The organism is Fusibacter paucivorans (assembly GCF_018390735.1).
Classification (GTDB): Bacteria; Bacillota; Clostridia; order Peptostreptococcales; family Acidaminobacteraceae; genus Fusibacter; species Fusibacter paucivorans.
This window is the reverse complement of sequence record NZ_JAHBCL010000001.1, coordinates 198,797-217,738: the sequence shown is the minus strand read 5'-3', so window position 1 is coordinate 217,738 and position 18,942 is coordinate 198,797. Positions and strand designations below refer to the sequence as shown.

The 18,942-nt window shown below is 43.3% G+C and carries 15 protein-coding genes; 10 read left to right on the top strand and 5 right to left on the bottom strand.

The genetic code is table 11. The features are described 5' to 3' along the window. The first annotated feature begins 131 nt into the window (after window positions 1-131). Entirely contained in the window at window positions 132-746 is a 615-nt protein-coding gene (locus tag KHM83_RS00940) for a LysE family translocator (RefSeq protein ID WP_213235017.1), read from the top strand. Here the strand turns inward: KHM83_RS00940 and KHM83_RS00935 are convergent. Then, window positions 743-2,170, bottom strand: a complete 1,428-nt coding sequence (locus KHM83_RS00935) for a DHA2 family efflux MFS transporter permease subunit (RefSeq protein WP_213235016.1) — start codon at window positions 2,168-2,170, stop codon at window positions 743-745. The genes KHM83_RS00940 and KHM83_RS00935 overlap by 4 nt on opposite strands. A gap of 49 nt (window positions 2,171-2,219) precedes the next feature. Continuing rightward, window positions 2,220-2,684: a MarR family winged helix-turn-helix transcriptional regulator gene (locus KHM83_RS00930; protein ID WP_213235015.1), complete on the bottom strand. Its 465-nt coding sequence runs from the start codon at window positions 2,682-2,684 to the stop codon at window positions 2,220-2,222. Between the two features lie 163 nt (window positions 2,685-2,847). Here KHM83_RS00930 and KHM83_RS00925 point away from each other — a divergent pair, with 163 nt between their 5' ends. From KHM83_RS00925 to KHM83_RS00910, 4 genes are all read left to right on the top strand, one after another. Beyond that, window positions 2,848-4,890, top strand: a complete 2,043-nt coding sequence (locus KHM83_RS00925; RefSeq protein WP_213235014.1) for a sigma-54 interaction domain-containing protein — start codon at window positions 2,848-2,850, stop codon at window positions 4,888-4,890. Window positions 4,891-5,159: 269 nt separating this feature from the next. After that, window positions 5,160-6,440, top strand: coding sequence for a dicarboxylate/amino acid:cation symporter (locus KHM83_RS00920; protein ID WP_213235013.1), 1,281 nt, complete (start codon window positions 5,160-5,162; stop codon window positions 6,438-6,440). Window positions 6,441-6,459: 19 nt separating this feature from the next. Continuing rightward, window positions 6,460-7,638, top strand: coding sequence for a MalY/PatB family protein (locus KHM83_RS00915; protein ID WP_213235012.1), 1,179 nt, complete (start codon window positions 6,460-6,462; stop codon window positions 7,636-7,638). A gap of 3 nt (window positions 7,639-7,641) precedes the next feature. Beyond that, window positions 7,642-8,811, top strand: coding sequence for a trans-sulfuration enzyme family protein (locus KHM83_RS00910; RefSeq protein ID WP_213235011.1), 1,170 nt, complete (start codon window positions 7,642-7,644; stop codon window positions 8,809-8,811). A gap of 419 nt (window positions 8,812-9,230) precedes the next feature. Here KHM83_RS00910 and KHM83_RS00905 read toward each other — a convergent pair whose 3' ends face one another. After that, window positions 9,231-10,427, bottom strand: a complete 1,197-nt coding sequence (locus tag KHM83_RS00905; protein ID WP_213235010.1) for a GGDEF domain-containing protein — start codon at window positions 10,425-10,427, stop codon at window positions 9,231-9,233. A gap of 149 nt (window positions 10,428-10,576) precedes the next feature. Here KHM83_RS00905 and KHM83_RS00900 point away from each other — a divergent pair, with 149 nt between their 5' ends. Both KHM83_RS00900 and KHM83_RS00895 read left to right on the top strand, forming a co-directional pair. Next, a complete protein-coding gene (locus KHM83_RS00900; protein ID WP_213235009.1) occupies window positions 10,577-11,704 on the top strand; it encodes a DNA adenine methylase in 1,128 nt (375 codons plus the stop codon). Between the two features lie 12 nt (window positions 11,705-11,716). Then, window positions 11,717-12,475, top strand: coding sequence for a protein NO VEIN domain-containing protein (locus tag KHM83_RS00895; RefSeq protein WP_213235008.1), 759 nt, complete (start codon window positions 11,717-11,719; stop codon window positions 12,473-12,475). Between the two features lie 124 nt (window positions 12,476-12,599). Here the strand turns inward: KHM83_RS00895 and KHM83_RS00890 are convergent, their stop codons facing one another. Together KHM83_RS00890 and KHM83_RS00885 are read right to left on the bottom strand one after the other, a co-directional pair. Then, window positions 12,600-14,096 (bottom strand): carboxylesterase/lipase family protein, encoded by a 1,497-nt coding sequence (locus tag KHM83_RS00890; protein WP_213235007.1) that lies wholly within the window; start codon window positions 14,094-14,096, stop codon window positions 12,600-12,602. A 38-nt stretch (window positions 14,097-14,134) separates the two neighbouring features. After that, window positions 14,135-15,541, bottom strand: a complete 1,407-nt coding sequence (locus tag KHM83_RS00885) for a sigma-54 interaction domain-containing protein (protein WP_213235006.1) — start codon at window positions 15,539-15,541, stop codon at window positions 14,135-14,137. A 448-nt stretch (window positions 15,542-15,989) separates the two neighbouring features. On the opposite strand from KHM83_RS00885, the gene fabG reads away from it, so the two are divergent. From fabG to KHM83_RS00870, 3 genes are all read left to right on the top strand, one after another. Next, the gene (gene fabG, locus KHM83_RS00880) at window positions 15,990-16,727 is read left to right on the top strand and encodes a 3-oxoacyl-ACP reductase FabG (RefSeq protein ID WP_213235005.1); all 738 of its coding nucleotides are present in this window, start codon (window positions 15,990-15,992) and stop codon (window positions 16,725-16,727) included. 161 nt (window positions 16,728-16,888) lie between these two features. Beyond that, window positions 16,889-17,737 (top strand): beta-keto acid cleavage family enzyme, encoded by an 849-nt coding sequence (locus tag KHM83_RS00875; protein WP_213235004.1) that lies wholly within the window; start codon window positions 16,889-16,891, stop codon window positions 17,735-17,737. Between the two features lie 18 nt (window positions 17,738-17,755). After that, the gene (locus tag KHM83_RS00870) at window positions 17,756-18,931 is read left to right on the top strand and encodes a thiolase family protein (protein WP_213235003.1); all 1,176 of its coding nucleotides are present in this window, start codon (window positions 17,756-17,758) and stop codon (window positions 18,929-18,931) included. Window positions 18,932-18,942 lie beyond the last annotated feature (11 nt).

The following is an 18,942-nucleotide window of genomic DNA, read 5'->3' as shown; positions in this document are numbered from 1 at the left end:
ACATGTTCGTATCGGAAAGACTTGTGAGCGCGCATGCATTTTAGGGTATGTTGATGGTGACGAAGCGCAATAATTTACAATACAAAAAGAGAGGTGAACGGTATAATGGGTCAAAGAAAGGCGGTGATACAATGTTCAATATGTTTTTATATGCGGTTGGCGTGATGTATACACCTGGTCCCATTAATATACTGGGGCTTAACCAAGGTATTCATAAAAAGGTTAAAGCGTCTATTGGCTTTTTTGCAGGTGTCGGTTTGGCGATGTTCATTCTCTTTTTAATCTTTGGTTATACAGGTGAAAACGTCATTAAAAAAACGCATCTCATCTATATCAGTATTGTCGGATCGGGATACATTCTTTATTTGGCGATGAAAATATTCAAGGCATCTATCCAAATTAATGAAGAGACGCCTGCCAAACAGTTATCTTTTAAAGATGGCCTGCTAATGCAGCTTTTTAACCCAAAGGCAATGCTGGCAACACTGCCTATTGCAACCATTCACTTTCCTGCCAACGAAATTACAGGGGCGACAATTTTGCCTGCGTCTGCTGTACTGGCACTAATGGCTTGTCTTGCGCCATGCACGTATGCCTTGATTGGCATGCGGTTTAGCACGTATATTCATAATGACCGGATATTAAAGTATTTTAATACCGGTATGGCAATTTTGCTGGCATATGTTGCCTTTGCCATTTTTAAAGCGCACGTTTTCGATGTGATAGCAGGTGTGAATGCCTTTTAAACAAATGACTCAGCTTCTTCTGCGACAGGCAGTTTCTTTTCGATTCCAACAAAAGAAATGACAAAGAGCAGTTGCAGAATAGCGAGTACTGTGATGCTGGCGAATGCGACATCAATGCCAAAGACATTGGCGGGAATTGTGACATCACCACCTGTGGAAATATTGGTGGCAAATGTCATCAAGGCGACAAAGACGGCAAGGCCAATAGCGCCTGCGATGGTTCGAAGTGATGTAATCAGTGCCGAACCATGCGGCATGTGTTCGGAATCGAGTGTACTCATTCCCCATGTGACAACGGGCATGAGCAAACAGCCAATGGCAACGGGCCGCGCCGTATAAAAGACGACCAAATACGCAAGAGGAGTCGTTTCACTGACAAAAGAAACCCCTAAACAGCTGAACATCAAGAAAGCGCTGCCAATAAGTGCGAGTTTTCGAATGCCGAATTTATCGTAAATCTTCCCGGCAAAGGGACTGATTACTGCCATAGCAAGTGCGCCGGGCATCATGATAAGGCCTGATACGGTGGCGGACATACCTCTGATAATTTGAATGTAGATTGGAAAAAGTGTTGAACCCGCGATCATAATGGCATATAGGAATATGCTGAGGATGACGGCAAACCTGAATTCTCTGTTTTGAAAAGTTGTGAGGTCGAGAAACGGCTTGTCGAGCTGGAACTGACGCTTGATGAAAAGCAACAGTGAGGCAATGCCAAGGACAAGCGGCATGGCGATGGAAACACTAAAAATGCTGTGGCTGCCGAGGTTGCCGAGGCCCAAGAGTATGCCGGAAAAACCAATGGCGCTGAGACACATAGAGGGCATGTCAAATGGAAGCCGTTCATTTTCCAAAACATTCTCCATGAAGAAAAACGCGAGGATGATATCAATGAATATAATGGCGAAAGCAAACCAGAAGATGACATGCCAATGATAATAATCAATTAGCATACCGGAGAGTGTTGGGGCGATGACAGGTGCAGCGCCTACGGCGAGACCGTAAATCCCCATAATGGTGCCGCGCTGTTTTAAGGGAAAGATGGAGAGGATGATCACTTGTGTCATTGAGAGAATGATGCCGTTGCCTAGGGCTTGCATTAATCGGCCGCAGAGCAGATACGGAAATGAAAATGCCGTGGCGCAGAGCAGTAACCCTAAAAAGTAGAGACTCAATCCGACTAAAAAGAGGTTCTTTGTCTTAAAACGTTTTAGCAGAAAAGCCGTTGCAGGGATCATAACGCCCATTGCGAGTGAGTAGGCACTGGTTAGCCACTGCGCTTTGGCAGCTGTAATTTCCAGATCTGACATAATGACTGGGAGTACCGTTGATAATGAGGTTTGCAGCATGGCGCCGACAATGGCGCTAATCATGAGAATAGCAAAGATGAAGTTGCGTTTTTTAGCGGTGTAGGTAATCGTCATGTTGTTCTTCTTTCTAAAATATAGAATGTATAAAGTTTCAAATAGAGGTTTATTTAACGTTGCCGTAGATGGTAACGATTTTTTTTTGAATGCGAACGTAGTCATAGGCATCTTCGGGACCTAGTGCACGTAAAAAATTGGTGAGTCGCTGTATATAGGCCTCGATGTTTAACGTGTTTTGCGCCAGTCCGGCAGGTAGTAAAGCAATCCATTTCTGACGTTTATTATTGGGATCACACGATCGCTCAATATATTTTTTCTCTTCCAGCTGATTAAGTATTTTCGCGACACGTGCTGTGCTGATGCACATGGCGTCACTGATTTCCTTGGGATGTAGTGGGTGCTGCTTCTGTGCCAAAAGGCCGAGCACGTAGTTTTCGCCATTTGTGAAATGCACGATGCCGCGCAGTTTTTGAATATGAATCATTTCACGTTTGACGTCGCGTAGCTCAATTGCGAGTGCAGAATAGTCAATATGCTGTTCTGATGCTGTATGTGTTGAATGATTGGACAATGATGAAGCTCCCTTTCTAAAACATGTAGGTACAATAGCTAACGGTGTTAGCTATTGTACCACATCGGCTGATTGGTTGCAATGCTGTGTAGCAAGAAGAGGTGTTGGAGAGACAGTTGATTTATAGGATATTATAGTTTAGGATTAAAATTGAGGTGATCCTATGAGAAAACGATTGGGCATTGTAACATCCAGTAAAAATGTAGGCATTGAATATATTCGTCAGATACAAAATGCGTTGGGCGATAGTTTTGAGATTGTCGCTTATTCTTTTGAATCCAATAATACCGATACCATTAGTCATGTGGATGCTTTACTAATCAGTACGATTTCACAATATGAAATTTTAAAAAATTATATTCCAAAAGAAGTCGATGTCATCATCTCTAAGCTCACCATTTCGAAGGCAGGGTATGCATTGTTGAAAGCGGATGAGCTGCCGAAAAGCGCCATGATGGTCAACTTGAGTTTTGAAATGTGTATCGAAACCATTGCAACACTGCTTCAATTAGGACTCGAAGGCGTGGAACTGGTGCCGGTTTATCCCAATATGGATACGGTTCCCGATCTCAATGTGGCGATCACCACCGGCGAGGAAGGGCTGGTGCCGCCAAATGCAAAACGCATTATCAATTTGGGACATCGCTTAATTGATAAAAACACCATTCTCGAAATTGCCGTTGCCATGTCAATCGAGGATGCATTGATGCAGCCCGGGGTTACAGCCTATTTTGACAATTTGGTTTCTTACAATTACGGCGTAGAATTTCTCATCAGCAAGTCAGATCACCTCAGTCGACAGTTTAAGACGTTGTTATCTATTATGGAAAAAGGTGTTATCAGCATTAATAGCGATGGAATGATTGAAAATTGCAATCAGGCGGCACAGCAAATGGTCGGTGAATCAAATCCGCTTATTGGGTTAAAAGCGATGGCGCTCTTTTCTGAACTGGATATGGCACGCTGCTTAAGTACAAAGAAACCCATTTTAAATCAACTGACGGCAATTAATGATCATTTGCTGACAGTATCAATTGTACCGGTGCGGGATCTCGAAAATACGGAAACGAACAGAGTGAAAAATGGGATTTACATGTTGCTTGAAAACTTTGAATCAGAAGAGGATAAACAAAATATGCTAAGGCTCCAATTGGCGAAAAAAGGGCATATTGCGAAATATTCCGTGGATTCTATTGTCGGTGAGAGCAAGGTGATGGAGGACGTATGCCAATTGGTGCGTCGAATGGGCAACTCTAAATCAGCGGTCTTAATAACGGGCGAAAGCGGCACCGGTAAAGAACTTACAGCGCAGGCCATTCATAACGCCTCACCTTTTCGAAATAAGCAATTTGTTGCCATTAACTGTGCCGCGATTTCAGCCAATCTTCTTGAAAGTGAATTATTTGGCTACGAAGCTGGTGCTTTTACCGGCGCGCTAAAGGGTGGCAAAATGGGGATTTTGGAACTGGCACACAATGGGACGCTGTTTTTAGATGAAATTGGCGAGATGCCATTAGAATTGCAGGCAAAACTGCTTCGCGTCATTCAAGAAAAGGAAGTCATGCGCGTTGGCGGCAATAAAATTATTAAAGTTAATTTTAGAATGATTGCTGCGACGAATAAAAATTTAATGAAAGAGGTAGATGCAGGTCGCTTTAGACAAGATCTCTTTTACCGCATTAATGTTTTGCCCATTCATATCCCCGCACTGCGAGAAAGGTCAGATGATATCCCCGTGCTGATTGAATCGATTAAAAAGCAGGAGGGATATGCTTTTCAAATCGCTGAAAAATTAATGATGTTTCTTAAAGGTTATCATTGGAAGGGCAATGTTCGGGAACTGAGAAACTGCATTGAGTATTTTGACAATATTGGAAAAGTGATGATAACCGTTGAAGATTTGCCGCGGTATATGCTCGAAATGCAGCCAGCCTTTGATCCTATACCATCAGAAATTCGCTTGGAGGCATTGGATGAGCGAGAAACTTTCGTTTTAAAACTGCTATATGAAAGCTTTATACGTAGAAGGCGCTTAGGCAGACGCAGTATTTCGGAGCGAGCATTTGAAGCACAAATATACCTAAGTGAATACGATGTTCGTGCAATTATGAACAGTTTAAAAGAAAAGGGGCTGATTTTCATTGGAGCGGGACGCGGCGGCAGTACGATTTCGCCTCGAGGGATCGAATGGATAAAATGTCAGTAATAACGGTATGACTTTTTAAATGGGTTAATGGGCATTACAATCGCCCGTTAACCCATTTTATTATTTTCAGATAGTAATAGAACAACAGATAAAGGTAGAGAAAAAAGAACGGATGATGACAACAATACGCTGGGAGGGTCTAGAAAGCCTTGATGGACAATTCGTGACCAACTGCATGAAAATCTATTTTGGCGTATTGGCATCGGTCTTGCAACATAATATAATTGCGTCGACGCAGTAAAGAGAAAAATAACGACAAGGAGGATCACATGTCAACAACGTTTACAAAGCGCACGGTCTTTAAATCGTATCAATCAATGATCTTATTATTGATCGGCATTATCGTTGGCTGTATAGTTGGGGGAATTATGGGTGAGAAAGCCCAAATGTTTAAACCATTTGGCCAGATTTTTTTAAATCTGATGTTTACAGCGGTTGTTCCGCTGGTTTTTTTCAGTCTGTCAAGCTCCATTGCAAAGATGTCAAACTTAACGAGGCTGGGCAAGATTTTAAAGAGTACACTCCTTATTTTTCTAGTAACAGGTATGATTGCATCTGTGTTTATTATTGCCGTTGTAACCGTTATACCGCCTGCTGACGGCGTTTCTATTGAAATGGGCACTTACGATGCCGGCGAACAGATGAATATGATGGATCAAGTGGTAAAGGCACTGACTGTCAGCGATTTTAATCTGATCTTATCGAGAAATGCCATGCTGCCGTTGATTATTTTTGCCATTGCCTTTGGCTATTGTGTGAGTTTGGTTTCAAAGCAGAGAGAATTAGAACATAATCCGGTAGCGGAATTTCTGGATATCTGTGCTGAGGCATTTATGAAGATGATTAACTTAATCATGCTTTATGCGCCAATTGGTCTGGGGGCTTACTTTGCTTCACTGGTTGGTACTTACGGCGCTGAATTGGTAAATGCTTATGCAAAAGCAGTGATTATGTTTTTCCCAATTTGTGTTGTTTATTTCCTTACGGGATTCACGGCATATGCTTATTATGCCGGTGGCACGCAAGGTGTAAAAACGTATTACAAGCACATTTTGCCGGCAGTTGTTACATCACTTGCGACACAGAGTTCGGTTGCGACACTCCCGACGAATCTCGACGGAACAAAGCGCATGGGGGTTCCGGAAGATATTTCAAATATCGTTTTACCGCTGGGTGCAACCATTCACATGGATGGTACGGCACTGACAACGCTGATGAAAATCGCTTTTCTCTTTGGTTTGTTTGATATGCCTTTCTCCGGATTTGGCGTTTGGACGACGGCGATTGCGATCTCAGTTATGAGTGGCGTTGTCATGAGTGGTATTCCTGGCGGTGGCATGATGGGGTCATTGATTATCGTCGGTTTTTATGGTTTTAACCCGGAAGTGATCCCTATTATTGTAACCATTGGCATGCTGACAGATGCCATTGCCACAATGATTAACGCAACGGGTGATGCGGTTGCGGCGATGATGGTCACGAGACGTGTAGAGGGAAAAGACTGGATGCATAAGACCTATGTATCCACAGAAGAAGTGACAGTAGGGTAAAGAAAGGTTATGTAATAACATGTATGATTTTGATAAAGTAATTAATCGAAGCAACACCAGTGCTGTAAAATATGAAGAAATGACACTTAAGTTTGGACGACCTGATTTATGTCCGCTCTGGGTCGCCGATATGGAATTTCAATCACCGTCTTTTATGATTGATACCATTAAGCAAAGGGCTGACCACGGCATTTTTGGCTACACAAAGCGAATGCCGCCATACTATGATGCCGTTACGGGATGGTTAAGGAATAGACATGGTATAGACGTGGCAAAAGAAGCAATTGAATACGGCCCTGGCGTCGTCTTTTTACTGAATATGATGGTTCGGCTGTTTACAAAGCCGGGCGAAAAGATTATTATTCAGAGCCCTGTTTACTATCCGTTTAAAAATCTCGTTGAAAAGAACAAGCGCATTGTCTCTGACAATGTTCTCATCCAGAGCGAATTGAAATATGAAATGGATTTTGAAGATCTCGAAGCACGGGCAAAAGATCCTGCATGCACCATGATGCTTCTGTGTAGTCCGCACAATCCGGTTGGTCGCGTTTGGGGAAAAGAAACGCTTTTAAAAGTAGCACAGATCTGTAAGGCGAACAGTGTTTTGCTCATCTCGGATGAAATTCATTTTGATTTGGTGTACAAGCCGCATCGTCACTTTTCACTGGCTAATCTGGGACCGGAATATGATAAAGATGTTATTGTCTGTACAGCGCCGAGCAAGACTTTTAATATCGCCGGCTTGCACAGTGCATACTGTATCATTAAAAATGAGCCGATGATGCGGATTTATCGTGAAGAATTGGGTTTGTTGGATTTAAATCGCGCCAATGTCTTTAGCCGGGAATTGACACAGGTGGTATACGAACAGGGTGCTAATTATGTCGACGAATTGGTCGCTTATCTTCATGGCAATTATAATTTTGTCAAACAGTATTTAGCGTCTAATATACCTGACATCATACCGGTGGAAATGGAGGCGACCTATCTGCTCTGGCTGGATTGCAGGGCGCTTGAGCTCAGTAATGCTGCACTGGATGATCTGTTTGTGAATCAGGCGAAACTAGCACTCGACAGTGGTCATTGGTTTGGTGCATCGGGAAGCGGTTTTATGCGGCTCAATATTGCATGTCCACAATCCATGCTAAAAGAGGCGCTGGATCATCTTCATCAGGCAATTAAAGAAATGAGGGGATAAGAGATGAAATTCAATACAAAGGCCATTCACTATGGCGCTATTCACGATAAGCAGTTCGGTGCGCATGTAAGCCCGCTTTATCAAACATCTACATTTGTCTTTGAAGACTGTGCGCAGGGAGGCGATCGCTTTGCCGGCAGAGACAACGGTTATAAATATACGCGTCTTGGTAATCCGAACACACGTGAAGTTGCCAGTCGTCTTGCGGCTCTAGATGAGACAGATGCCGGTCTCTACACGAGCACCGGAATGTCGGCAGTTTCAACGGCGCTTTTGGGACTGATGCAGGCGGGTGATCACTTTATTGCGGCCGATTGCCTTTATGGCGGGACGGTCGCCGTGATCAACAAGGTGATCACCAAATACGGTATTGAGATGGATTATGTCAAAATCAATGATACCGAAGCGTTTCAAAGCGCGTTCAAAGCGAATACAAAAGTCGTCTACATTGAGACGCCTGCCAATCCGACTATGGAACTGATTGATATTGAAGCAGTTGCGGCAATGGCACACGCGCATGGTGCGCTGCTCGTCGTCGACAATACATTTATGACGCCATATCTCCAAAAACCGGTAAAGCTAGGCGCTGATGTTGTCGTCTACAGCGTTACAAAGTATATTAACGGACACGGTGATGTCGTAGGTGGCATTATTACCGGCAAGCAGTGTTATATTGACCAGATCAATAATCCGCATCTGCTCAATTTAGGCGGCACGGGATCGCCGTTCGATGCATGGCTTGTGGCACGCGGCTTGAAAACGCTGGGGATTCGCATGGAAAGACACTGCGAAAATGCCATGGCTGTGGCAAAATATTTGGAATCACATTCGAAAGTGGCAAAAGTATATTTTCCGGGCCTTGAAACCTTTCCACAGCATGACCTTGCCAAGCGCCAAATGTCAAATTTCGGCGGAATGATTGCTTTTGAACTCGAGGGCGGTTATGCAGCAGGAGAAAAGCTGCTGAACAATCTCGAACTCATTTCGCTGGCGGTTAGTTTAGGCGGCGTCGATTCGCTGATTCAACATCCGGCATCTATGACACATGCCGCCGTTCCGCCGGAAGAACGTCTTAGTGCAGGGATTACCGATGGGCTGGTACGCATTTCTGTGGGCATTGAAGACCTCGAAGATATTCTGGCTGATCTCGATAAGGGATTTGCGTGTGTCTAGGCGATGAGGCATCGCTTGATGCATCAATTGAAGTAAGCTGATTTTTAATGTGCTGATCTATACTATAACGATTGCAATGGGTATTGCAAAATAAATGCAAACTAAAAGGCTATGACTGTTATAAAAGCGGTCATAGCCTTTTTATCAACAAAAAACAATAAAGACGATATGGTTAATATCGTCTATATCTGGGGTCGTTTAACACGTGGGTCAACGTGTCAATTGGGTTATGAACAATACGATTGGGGGGTCGTATTTTAGGAGAATAATTTTTAGTGTAAGTTTAGCATTGGTTCGTTTGCTATGACCTTATTGTACAAGATGAATGTTAACGGGATATTAATCGCTTGTTAAAGAGTCGAGAATAAAAAGTGAATAAATTGTGATGATCGCCGCTGCAAATGATAAAATCAGATGCCCTATTCCGAAATAACAACTCGATCGCGCCCGCTGTTTTTAGCATTGTACATGGCGACATCCGCTCTTTTGATAAATTTGTCCAGTGTATCAAATTTTTCAGCCTCAGCACAGCCGATACTGACGGAAACATTTTCTGGTGACGAACAATAGTGAAGTGAAATATCACGAACTGCTTCCACAAGTTTTATGCCGACGGCTTCTGCAGCTTTTATATCGGACTGCTGTAAAATAATTAAAAATTCTTCGCCGCCCCATCGGCCAATGATATCCGTATTGCGAATATTTGTCTTCAAAACATGTGCAACGTCGATCAGGACGCGATCGCCAATATCATGCCCATAGGTATCGTTGAAACGCTTAAAGTGATCGATGTCAATCATGAGCACCGAAAGCGGATGATGATAGAGGTTAAAGTTGATAATGGCCATTGCAAGGTCGTTTTCTGTTTTTCGGCGATTAAAAACTTGGGTTAAATCATCAATGGTAGCGAGTTTATTTGTTTTGTCCAGTAACTGTTCCGTTCTAGAAATATAGTTGTCCAACTGATTTAGGAGTTTCATTTGAATCATTTGTGTTACGGCGAAAAGGACGTAGATGGTGAGCAATTGGCTTAAAATGACGAGGATGGCCTCTATTTGGTCATAGTGATAGTACTCGGGAAAAGAAGGGCTTAAATATGCCCAAAGGGTTCTAAAACCATGTATCACAGCCAAGAGCAGTTGCGCGATGCCGATTCGAAGTGTATAAGTTCGATGCTGTGGATCAGCGCGTTTGAACACGAGATATGCCGTATGCAGAAAAATCGGTATGATCATAAGGGTAAAGACGATGAGGCGGATTCTTACATTGGGTGCTACAAAGGTAAAATAACCGTACAGGATGGCGAAAACAGGAAAGGCTAAGCGGTAATGCCATTTTTTAATCGTAATGCCTGAAAATTGTCCGATGGCGAAAGGAAAGAGCATAGCGCCGAGGTACATTAAATTATTGGCAATGAATATCGATAGCATATCGGGAATATAACTTTGGAAAGAAGCAAGCGTCAGCCCAATTGATTGTAAAATAAAATCAAGAAAAATCAGCTGAAGACCTTGAAATTTATCTTTATTGTGCAGCCAAATGGAACAAGTGATGGCGGCGCAAATATAATTAATGAAAACATAGGTAATAACGGTTGTCCGTAAATCAATATTCATGTAAACCTCGCAGGATAGCTAGACCATCGCATGTAATTTGTTAATTGTTATAATACAATGATTATATCGCATTGGGAGGTGTTTTAGAAGCGACATATTTGCGGATTGTATGGTATAATATTTTTCTAAGTGACAGGAGGCGAGTGGTAATGATTAAGCCATTTATCAAATGGCCCGGCGGTAAGACGACAGAACTGAAAATTATTCACGAAAATCTGCCTGAGGCATTCCAAAACTATATTGAGCCCTTTGTCGGCGGTGGCGCGTGCTTTTTATCACTTGATAGAGCGGCCTATCAAAAAGCCTATCTCAATGATGCATCCGAAGAACTCATGGGGCTTTACCAGTATATTCAATCAGGCAATCACGGCTTCATTGATAATTTGGAGGCCATTTGGTCGTGCTGGAGCCACTTTGGCGATTTCTCTGATCGCAATTATCAGAGGCTGAGAGCGCTGTATGCAGTCTATAAAGCAGGTGAATATAGTACAATAGAAGGCAAAATACTGGTGAGTGGTTTTGTTGAAGCACAGCATGTTGAGATGATCGCTGGTGTTCCAAGGCCTTTGCAGCTGGATATGCCTCAATTTGTCAAAACGATGACGGATTCTATATACTTGAAATTTCGAAATACCAAGAAGAATGAACGCGCCAAAGGCGATTTACCTGAAGCGGATTATCATAAAAACTTTGAAGCGGGTATCAAAACAGCCGTTTACACTTATTTTCGAACTTTGTATAATCGAAGGACGGGTCTTGAAGTGGACAGAGAAATGCATATGGCGCTTTTCTTCTTTTTAAGGGAGTTCTGCTATTCATCCATGTTTCGTTATAATAAAGACGGTGATTTCAATGTTCCCTATGGTGGAGCGTCTTATAACCGCAAGAATTTTAAGCAAAAGATAGAATATTTGCGTTCGGCACCGCTAAAAGAAGTGCTGCAAGCGTCGGCGCTTTACAATAAGGATTTTGAAATGTTTTTAGAGACCATCCCCATTCATGAAAACGATTTTATGTTTGTGGATCCACCTTATGATACGGAGTTTTCTACTTATGCCAATAACGATTTTAATCTTAATGATCAGAAGCGGCTGGCGGATTATCTGCTGAACACATATGAGGGGAGATTTATGGTCATTATCAAAAATACAGATTATATTTACAGCCTCTATCATCAAAAGGGCATCCGCATCATCGGATTTGACAAGTCCTATGCTGTTAGTTTTATGGATCGCAATGAGCGGGCTGTGAACCATTTGCTGATTATGAACTACTAGGAGCGTGATGTGATGAGCCAATACAGTGAAGCAGCAATACTTTCCTCTGCGATTAAGATACTGGAAGAATCCGGAGAGCTGACGACGACAGAACTTAAACAGGCGTTAATGGATGAAATGAATCCAACGGGTGACGACTTGCTGATCAATCAGAATCGAAAGGATACGAAGTTTGAACAAAAAGTGCGGAATATGATTTCGCACCGGGCAAATAACGAACTGCTCCGCTATTGCGATTACAGGCGATCAGGTAATAACGGAATCTTAAAAGTCCGATCACTGGGAACGACTGATCGGACAGCATCAAAAGCAGCGATTACCAAGCGAAAAATCCGTAAAAAACAATTTGTCGCTAGAAAGATAGATTTTGAAGAAAAAAACAGCCGTAATGCGGAGATTGGTTATTTAGGTGAGTGCTTTGTCCTGCAACAAGAACGTGAGCGATTGCCAAAGGCATTGGCGGATAAAGTCAGACATATCTCTGTGACGGATGGTGATGGTGCCGGTTATGATATTTTATCTTACAACATCGACGGCACGCCAAGATTTCTGGAAGTCAAAACGACGACGGGCGGGGTGAATACGCCGTTTTTCCTCTCTGAAAATGAACGGCTCTTTCTGGAACTCTATGGTGAAGAAGCAGAGATTATCAGAGTTTATGAGTTTGATGCTTCAACGGGTACAGGCAAAATCATGCGCATCAAGGGAAGTGATTTCTTTGAGCAAATTGAACTAAAACCTACGGCTTATCGGTGTTTGGCAAAAGAATAAAAGCGACGGCATCCATACATATAAAAAAGACGGTTTCAAAATGATGTAATCATTTGAAAGCGTCTTTTTTATATGCAATTTCTTCATTCAAATTATTCGATAAAGATGATTTGGAATAGATTGATTAAATTAGCAACCTAGATAAATCGTGATAAGTTTCTCGTAAGGTACGATCAGGGTCATTCTCCAGCCGATCTTTTTTGCCAAGGATTAATGTATGCCGTTGCTGATCATTATAGGGCTTCCAGTTAACCATGCCGTCCTGATTGGGATTGCCTGTCCGTGCAAAGTTTCCCCAGTAATGCTGCATTCTTATACCAATATTTCTTATCGTGTGTTCCGCTCCCCTGCAAAGTGTGCGATACGGTTTATCCCGGCAATTAAAAAGCGGCAGCAACTCAGCAGCATGACAAGCGCCTAATCCGATAATTTTCATTATGGGTGTCGCATAGTCATAACGATAGACATATACATCTTGATAATCGCTCAGATGCTCTGCAAACCAAATTTTCGGCATGGTGTACATCACATCTGTGAGCAAAGAAGCAAAAGCTTTTTTTTGGGGCAGTTGAGGATAGGCGGCTAAAAGTTGCCTGCCTTTTTCTGGTGCGATCCGATGAAAGATGCGCTGTTGGAGATCGGCAATTTCTTTTGTCGTCCATTTGTAAGCAGCTACTAGGAAATTGCCCTCGTCTTTATTAGATCCCACTAAAATAGGCTTCTTTAAATCTTGAAAAGCTGCAATTGTTGGAAAGTCTTTGATAAATTTGCCATCAACGACAGGACAAAAAGTACATCTCGCAAAGTAATGTTCAAGGACGTAATCGTCTAGTTTCTTAGAAGCTTGCATCAGCTGAGTAACGGGGAGTTCCAGTATTTCATCAACTTGATTGGGTTCGAGATCGAGAAATGCCAGATACTTTTCGGTAATTTCCGCTTCTTCCTGAGGTGTATAAAAAGATTCAAAGCAATTGCTTTGAAGGATTGCCTTATGAAACAGTGTTTTTGCTTCATCAATACATAAAATGGCTGAAACGGCACCCGCGCCAGCAGACTGTCCAAAGATCGTAATATTTTCAGTATCGCCGCCAAATGAACCAATGACATCATGTAGCCACTGTAATGCGAAAAGAATATCCTTCATGCCTAAGTGGTCTTGGAATCGTTCGCTATAAGATGAAAAATTTAAAAAACCAAAAACGTTTAGACGATAGCTAACGGTGACGACAATACATCCCGTATTCATGGCAAAAGTATCGCATTCGTAAAGGCTGGGGCCTTCAGGTGCCACAGCGCCGCTGCCGCCGGTAGCATAGGCGCCGCCGGGAATCCAAAACATAACCGGAAGCGGTTCATCTGCATGAGGTGGAACCCATATATTTAAGTATAGACAGTCTTCACTGTAGCAATCGATGCTCAACGTTTTATGGATTTGCATAGGATCCTTTCGATATTGATTGGCCATATACGTATTTTCCCATGCATCAACTGGTTGAGGTTCTCGAAAACGCAAAGCTCCTACGGGTGCCTTTGCATAGGGAATGCCTAAAAAGCGCATGGTTCCGTTAACCATTGTTCCTTCAATGGCACCAAAAGGTGTTGTTACAATGTTTGAGAGCATATCGTCCTCCTTAAAATTTCTTCATTTAAGATTTGGTTTTAGTGCGGAATTGCGTGTTTTTTCATTTTTCGATAGACATTTGAAAGATCAAGTTGAAGGATTTTAGCGATTTCTTTTGGCATATGGCCATTTTGAACTAAATCCAGCAACAGTGCTTTTTCGCACTGATTAATATAGGCGTGATAAGAAAAATCGAGATCTTTGTAGTCTGGGGCAGGTACGTTGAAAAAGGGTGAATGAGATGACTCGTTTAGGTGGTTATCTGAGACACTGTTTTTTTTCAGCGCTTTGTCGATTTCAATGTCCGTTTCAGGTGATGTTACCACAAGCCGCTCAATATAATTTTTAAGTTCCCGCACATTGCCGCGCCATTCGTAAGCTAGAATTTGCTGGATCATAGCTTCACTGAGAACTTTGATTCTGGCGTACTTACGGCAAAAGTGATTTAGAAAGTGAATGGTGAGCGGCAAGATGTCTGCATGACGATCTTTAAGCGGTGGGATATAGATGGGGACGACATTGATCCGATAATAGAGATCAGAACGAAAGGCACCTGCTTCAACCATATGATCTAAATCTTCATTTGTCGCACAAATAAGTCTGAAATCAATACTGCAATATTTATTAGCGCCTAGGCGCTTTATTTTTTTTGTCTCCAAAACGCGCAATAGTTTTGCTTGTAAATTGAGCGGTAGGGAGTTGAGTTCATCCAGAAAGAGTGAGCCGCCATCAGCGGATTCAATTAACCCGATTTTTCCATTGGCAGAGGCACCTGTAAAAGCGCCTTTTTCATAGCCAAAAAGCTCAGATTCCAGTAAGTTTTCGGGAATAGCAGCGCAGTCGACACTAACAAAATTACAGTGACGGCGCTGGCTGATAGAATGGGCATAATGTGCTACGACTTCTTTGCCGGAACCGGTTGGCCCCGTGATGAGAATGCTCGCATCGGTGGTGCCGATATTTTCAAGTGTTGTAATAATACGCTTCATCTGCGGACTTTCTGCGATGAAGTCGACGTCTGCGTTGGTGTAAAGATCTTCGGAGATGAATTCTTGTCGGTTCAGCATTCCCATTTGGATACGTGCTGTCATCTTTTCAAGGGGTTCAACAAGATAGTAAATTAAGTAAATGGAGCCGTCGATGTTGAACGTGGGGATGGCGGTTGTGAAATGCTTCATTGTCTTGCCGTTTGTTTTGTCGACGATGGTCATAAGAGATTTGACGGAGGTTTTCTTTTCCACAACTTGTTCCCAGACGCTCTTCGAAAGAAAACCGGTATTTTTTAATTTTGGAATTGAATGATTCTTGAAAAAAGTGGGTGTTTTACTGAGAAAGTCACAATAGGTTTGATTAACGAATACATAATTTCCCTCGGCATCGAGGACAAAAATCCCCATTTCCAAATGATTGATCAGGTGCAGCAGAAATTTTCCTTCATTTTTCATGATGGCCTCCCGTAGTGTGTTGCGCACTGATGAACTATTTTGATGACGATTACATGACGACTGGATGATAAGTACATGATGACTGCATGACGACTATATGATGATGCCTCCCAACGCTGATGACAGATGCGCACCCTTGATGAGAAAAGTATATCGCATCCCCACTTTAGGTGCAACATTGCAAATGCATATTTGCGAAAATGCAAAAGTGCATCTTGCGACAGTTGATCTAATGTGTTTGTGAACAGGAACTTATGTTATTGCTGAACGCCCTCAAAATGCGGGGTTGAAAGGTCGAATGCTATTATTGGATTACTGCGGCAACGCAATGATGTCTTTTGGCACTGCTTTTGCGATTGTATAGTTTATTAGACTTGATGAGATTACACATTGTACTAAGGGATGCTGTGATGACGTGTCTAAAATACTTAAGGAGGCTATAGGACACATGAATGATTTTAACGGCAAAATTGTCGTTGTGACCGGTGCGGCACAAGGGATTGGCGCGGCGATTGCAAAAAAATTCTTTAAAGAAAGGGCGCGCGTTGTACTGCTGGATCTCAATGAAGCAGGTGTCAATCAGATGCGGGCGACCATTGATCCGGAAGGTGAACGTACGATGGCGCTTCCGTGCGACGTATCCGATCCGAAATCGGTGGCGGAAGCATTTGGCACGATCCGATCGACGTGGGGTGATGTGGCGATTCTCGTGAACAATGCTGGCATTACCCGTGATGCATTGGCGACAAAAATGGCAGAGACAGATTTTGATCTGGCTTTAAAAGTCAATCTAAATGGCGCTTTCTACTGTACGAAACAGGTCATCGAGCCAATGCGTCAGAACGCGTGGGGACGTATTATTTTCTTGTCTTCCATTGCATCGAGGGGCAATGTCGGACAGGCGAATTACGCAGCCGCAAAGGCGGGCATTATCGGATTGACCAAAACACTTTCTCTGGAACTTGGGAACAAGAACATTACAGTCAACTGTATCGCACCCGGTATTATCAACACATCTATTATTGAGACGATCCCTGAAAGCGTACTGGGAGGATTCTTAAAAGCCATTCCAATGAAGCGTTTTGGTGAACCTGAGGAAGTTGCCAGCTTAGCGGCTTTTCTGGCAAGCGACGAAGCAGGCTATATCAGTGGCCAGTGTATTCGTATATCCGGTGGTTTGCAGTAGTGGCATTTTGAAATATGAGCGCATTAAAAGCTGCCAAAAGGTATGCTCAATGGCTGAAAACTGCCTATTGGCATATTTCGAGAGAGATTTATGACCTGCATGTATAAATGCTTATGATCCTATTTTTAAGCAGCGGGTGGTGTTTAGAAAGGAGTTAAGAAGTGAAAGATAAAGTATTTATTACGGCGGCACTAACAGGTGCTGTGACCCCCAAAGACATTAATCCCAATATTCCGTTGACACCGGAAGAGATTGCCGTCGATGCCTATAACTGCTGGAAGGCGGGGGCGGCAATGGTACATTTGCATATGCGAGATGAAGACGGCCGAGGGACGATGGATTCAAAGCGTTTTAGAAAAGCCGTTGAACTGATTAGAGGTTATAAAGACTGTGATGTCATCATTTGCTGTACGTCTTCCGGAACGTATCCGCCAGTGAGTGATGAAGAACGGATGCGTCATTTTACAGAGATACCAGAAATAGAAATGGGCTCTTATGATGCGGGAACCTTTAACTGGGGCTGTGATGTCGTCTTTGATAATACGCCAAAATTCCTTGAATCACTTGGCAAATGTTATATGGCCAACGACGTTAAACCGGAACTTGAAATTTTTGATCTGGGAATGATGGGCAATGTTAAACACTATATGAAAAAAGGTGTTTTGCCGCCGAACCCTTATTATCAGTTTGTCCTCGGCGTCTTGGGTGGTATGGAATCATCGGTTGCCAACATGAAAACGCTTGTCGACAATCTACCGGAAGGTGCGAAGTGGTCAGCCTTTGGTATTGGCAGAAATCATATGCCAATGATGTTTGCAGCGCTTGCCCTAGGCGCAGATGGTATTCGCGTCGGTTTGGAAGATAACGTGATGTATGCAAAGGATGTTCCGGCAACGAATGTCATGCTGGTAGAACGTGCTGCTAGGGTCATCAACGAATATGGCAAGAAGGTGGCAACTGCAGCAGAAGCGAGGGAAATCCTAAGTTTGCCGCCGCTAAAACGATTGTAATTGGAAAGGAAAGGGATAATGAAAATAAATAACCAAAGAGATGCTGTGATCGTCGCTTACGGCAGATCGCCAATGGCAAGAGCCTTTAAAGGTTCTTTCTCAAAGATGCATCCGCTGGCATTTGGTGCGCAAACCTTGAAAGGCGTGCTAGACAAACTCGATCAATTTGATCCCAGCTGTGTTGATGATGTTATTGTAGGATGTGCTATGCCTGAAAAATATTTAGGATACAATGTAGCACGGCTGCTTGCCCAACGTGCCGGTTTACCGGATCGCGTACCGGGCCAGACAGTCAACCGTTTTTGTTCTTCAGGTCTTCAGAGCATTGCAACCGCAGCAAATGCCATCAAGGCAGGTGAATGTGATGTTATCATTGCTGGCGGCATTGAACTGATGACGGGCATTGAAATGACACATCCTGAAATTTATCAAGAGGCTGCGCTTACGGCCATGGTGCCGGATGCGTACATGGCAATGGGGTTAACCGCTGAAAATGTTGCGGCACAATACCATGTGTCACGGGAAGCGATGGATCGAATGGCGGCGGAAAGCCACCAGAAAGCAGCGCGTGCGCAGCAAAGCGGCAAGTTTAAGCGAGAGATTATTCCCATTCTCGTTGAAACAGACAATGGTGAGGTGACGGTTCGTGAAGACGAGGGAATTAGGCCGGATACGACGGCTGATAGCTTGGCGCAGTTAAAGCCATGCTTTAAAAAAGACGGTATTGTTACAGCAGCAACTTCTTCACAGATGACAGATGGCGCGAGTTTTGTGGTGATCATGGCAAGGGAAAAAGCGGAACGTTTAGGTTATGAGCCCATTGCAAAGTTTACGGCATTTACCGTTGAAGGTGTTCCCGCGGGGATCATGGGCATTGGTCCTATTAAAGCCGTCCCAAAAGTGATGGCTAAGAGCGGCCTAACCATTGAAGACATGGATGCCATCGAACTTAATGAAGCCTTTGCATCGCAAGCGATTGCATGTATTGAGACTTTGGGACTGCCAATTGAGCGTGTCAATGTCAACGGCGGCGCGATGGCATTAGGGCATCCGCTCGGTGCGACCGGAACGGTGCTCACATGCAAACTGCTGTCAATTCTAGAAGCGAATCAAGGCAGATATGGACTCGTAACCATGTGCATTGGCGGTGGTATGGGTGCCGCGGGGATTTTTGAAATGGAGGCTAAACATTGATGTAGGGGCAA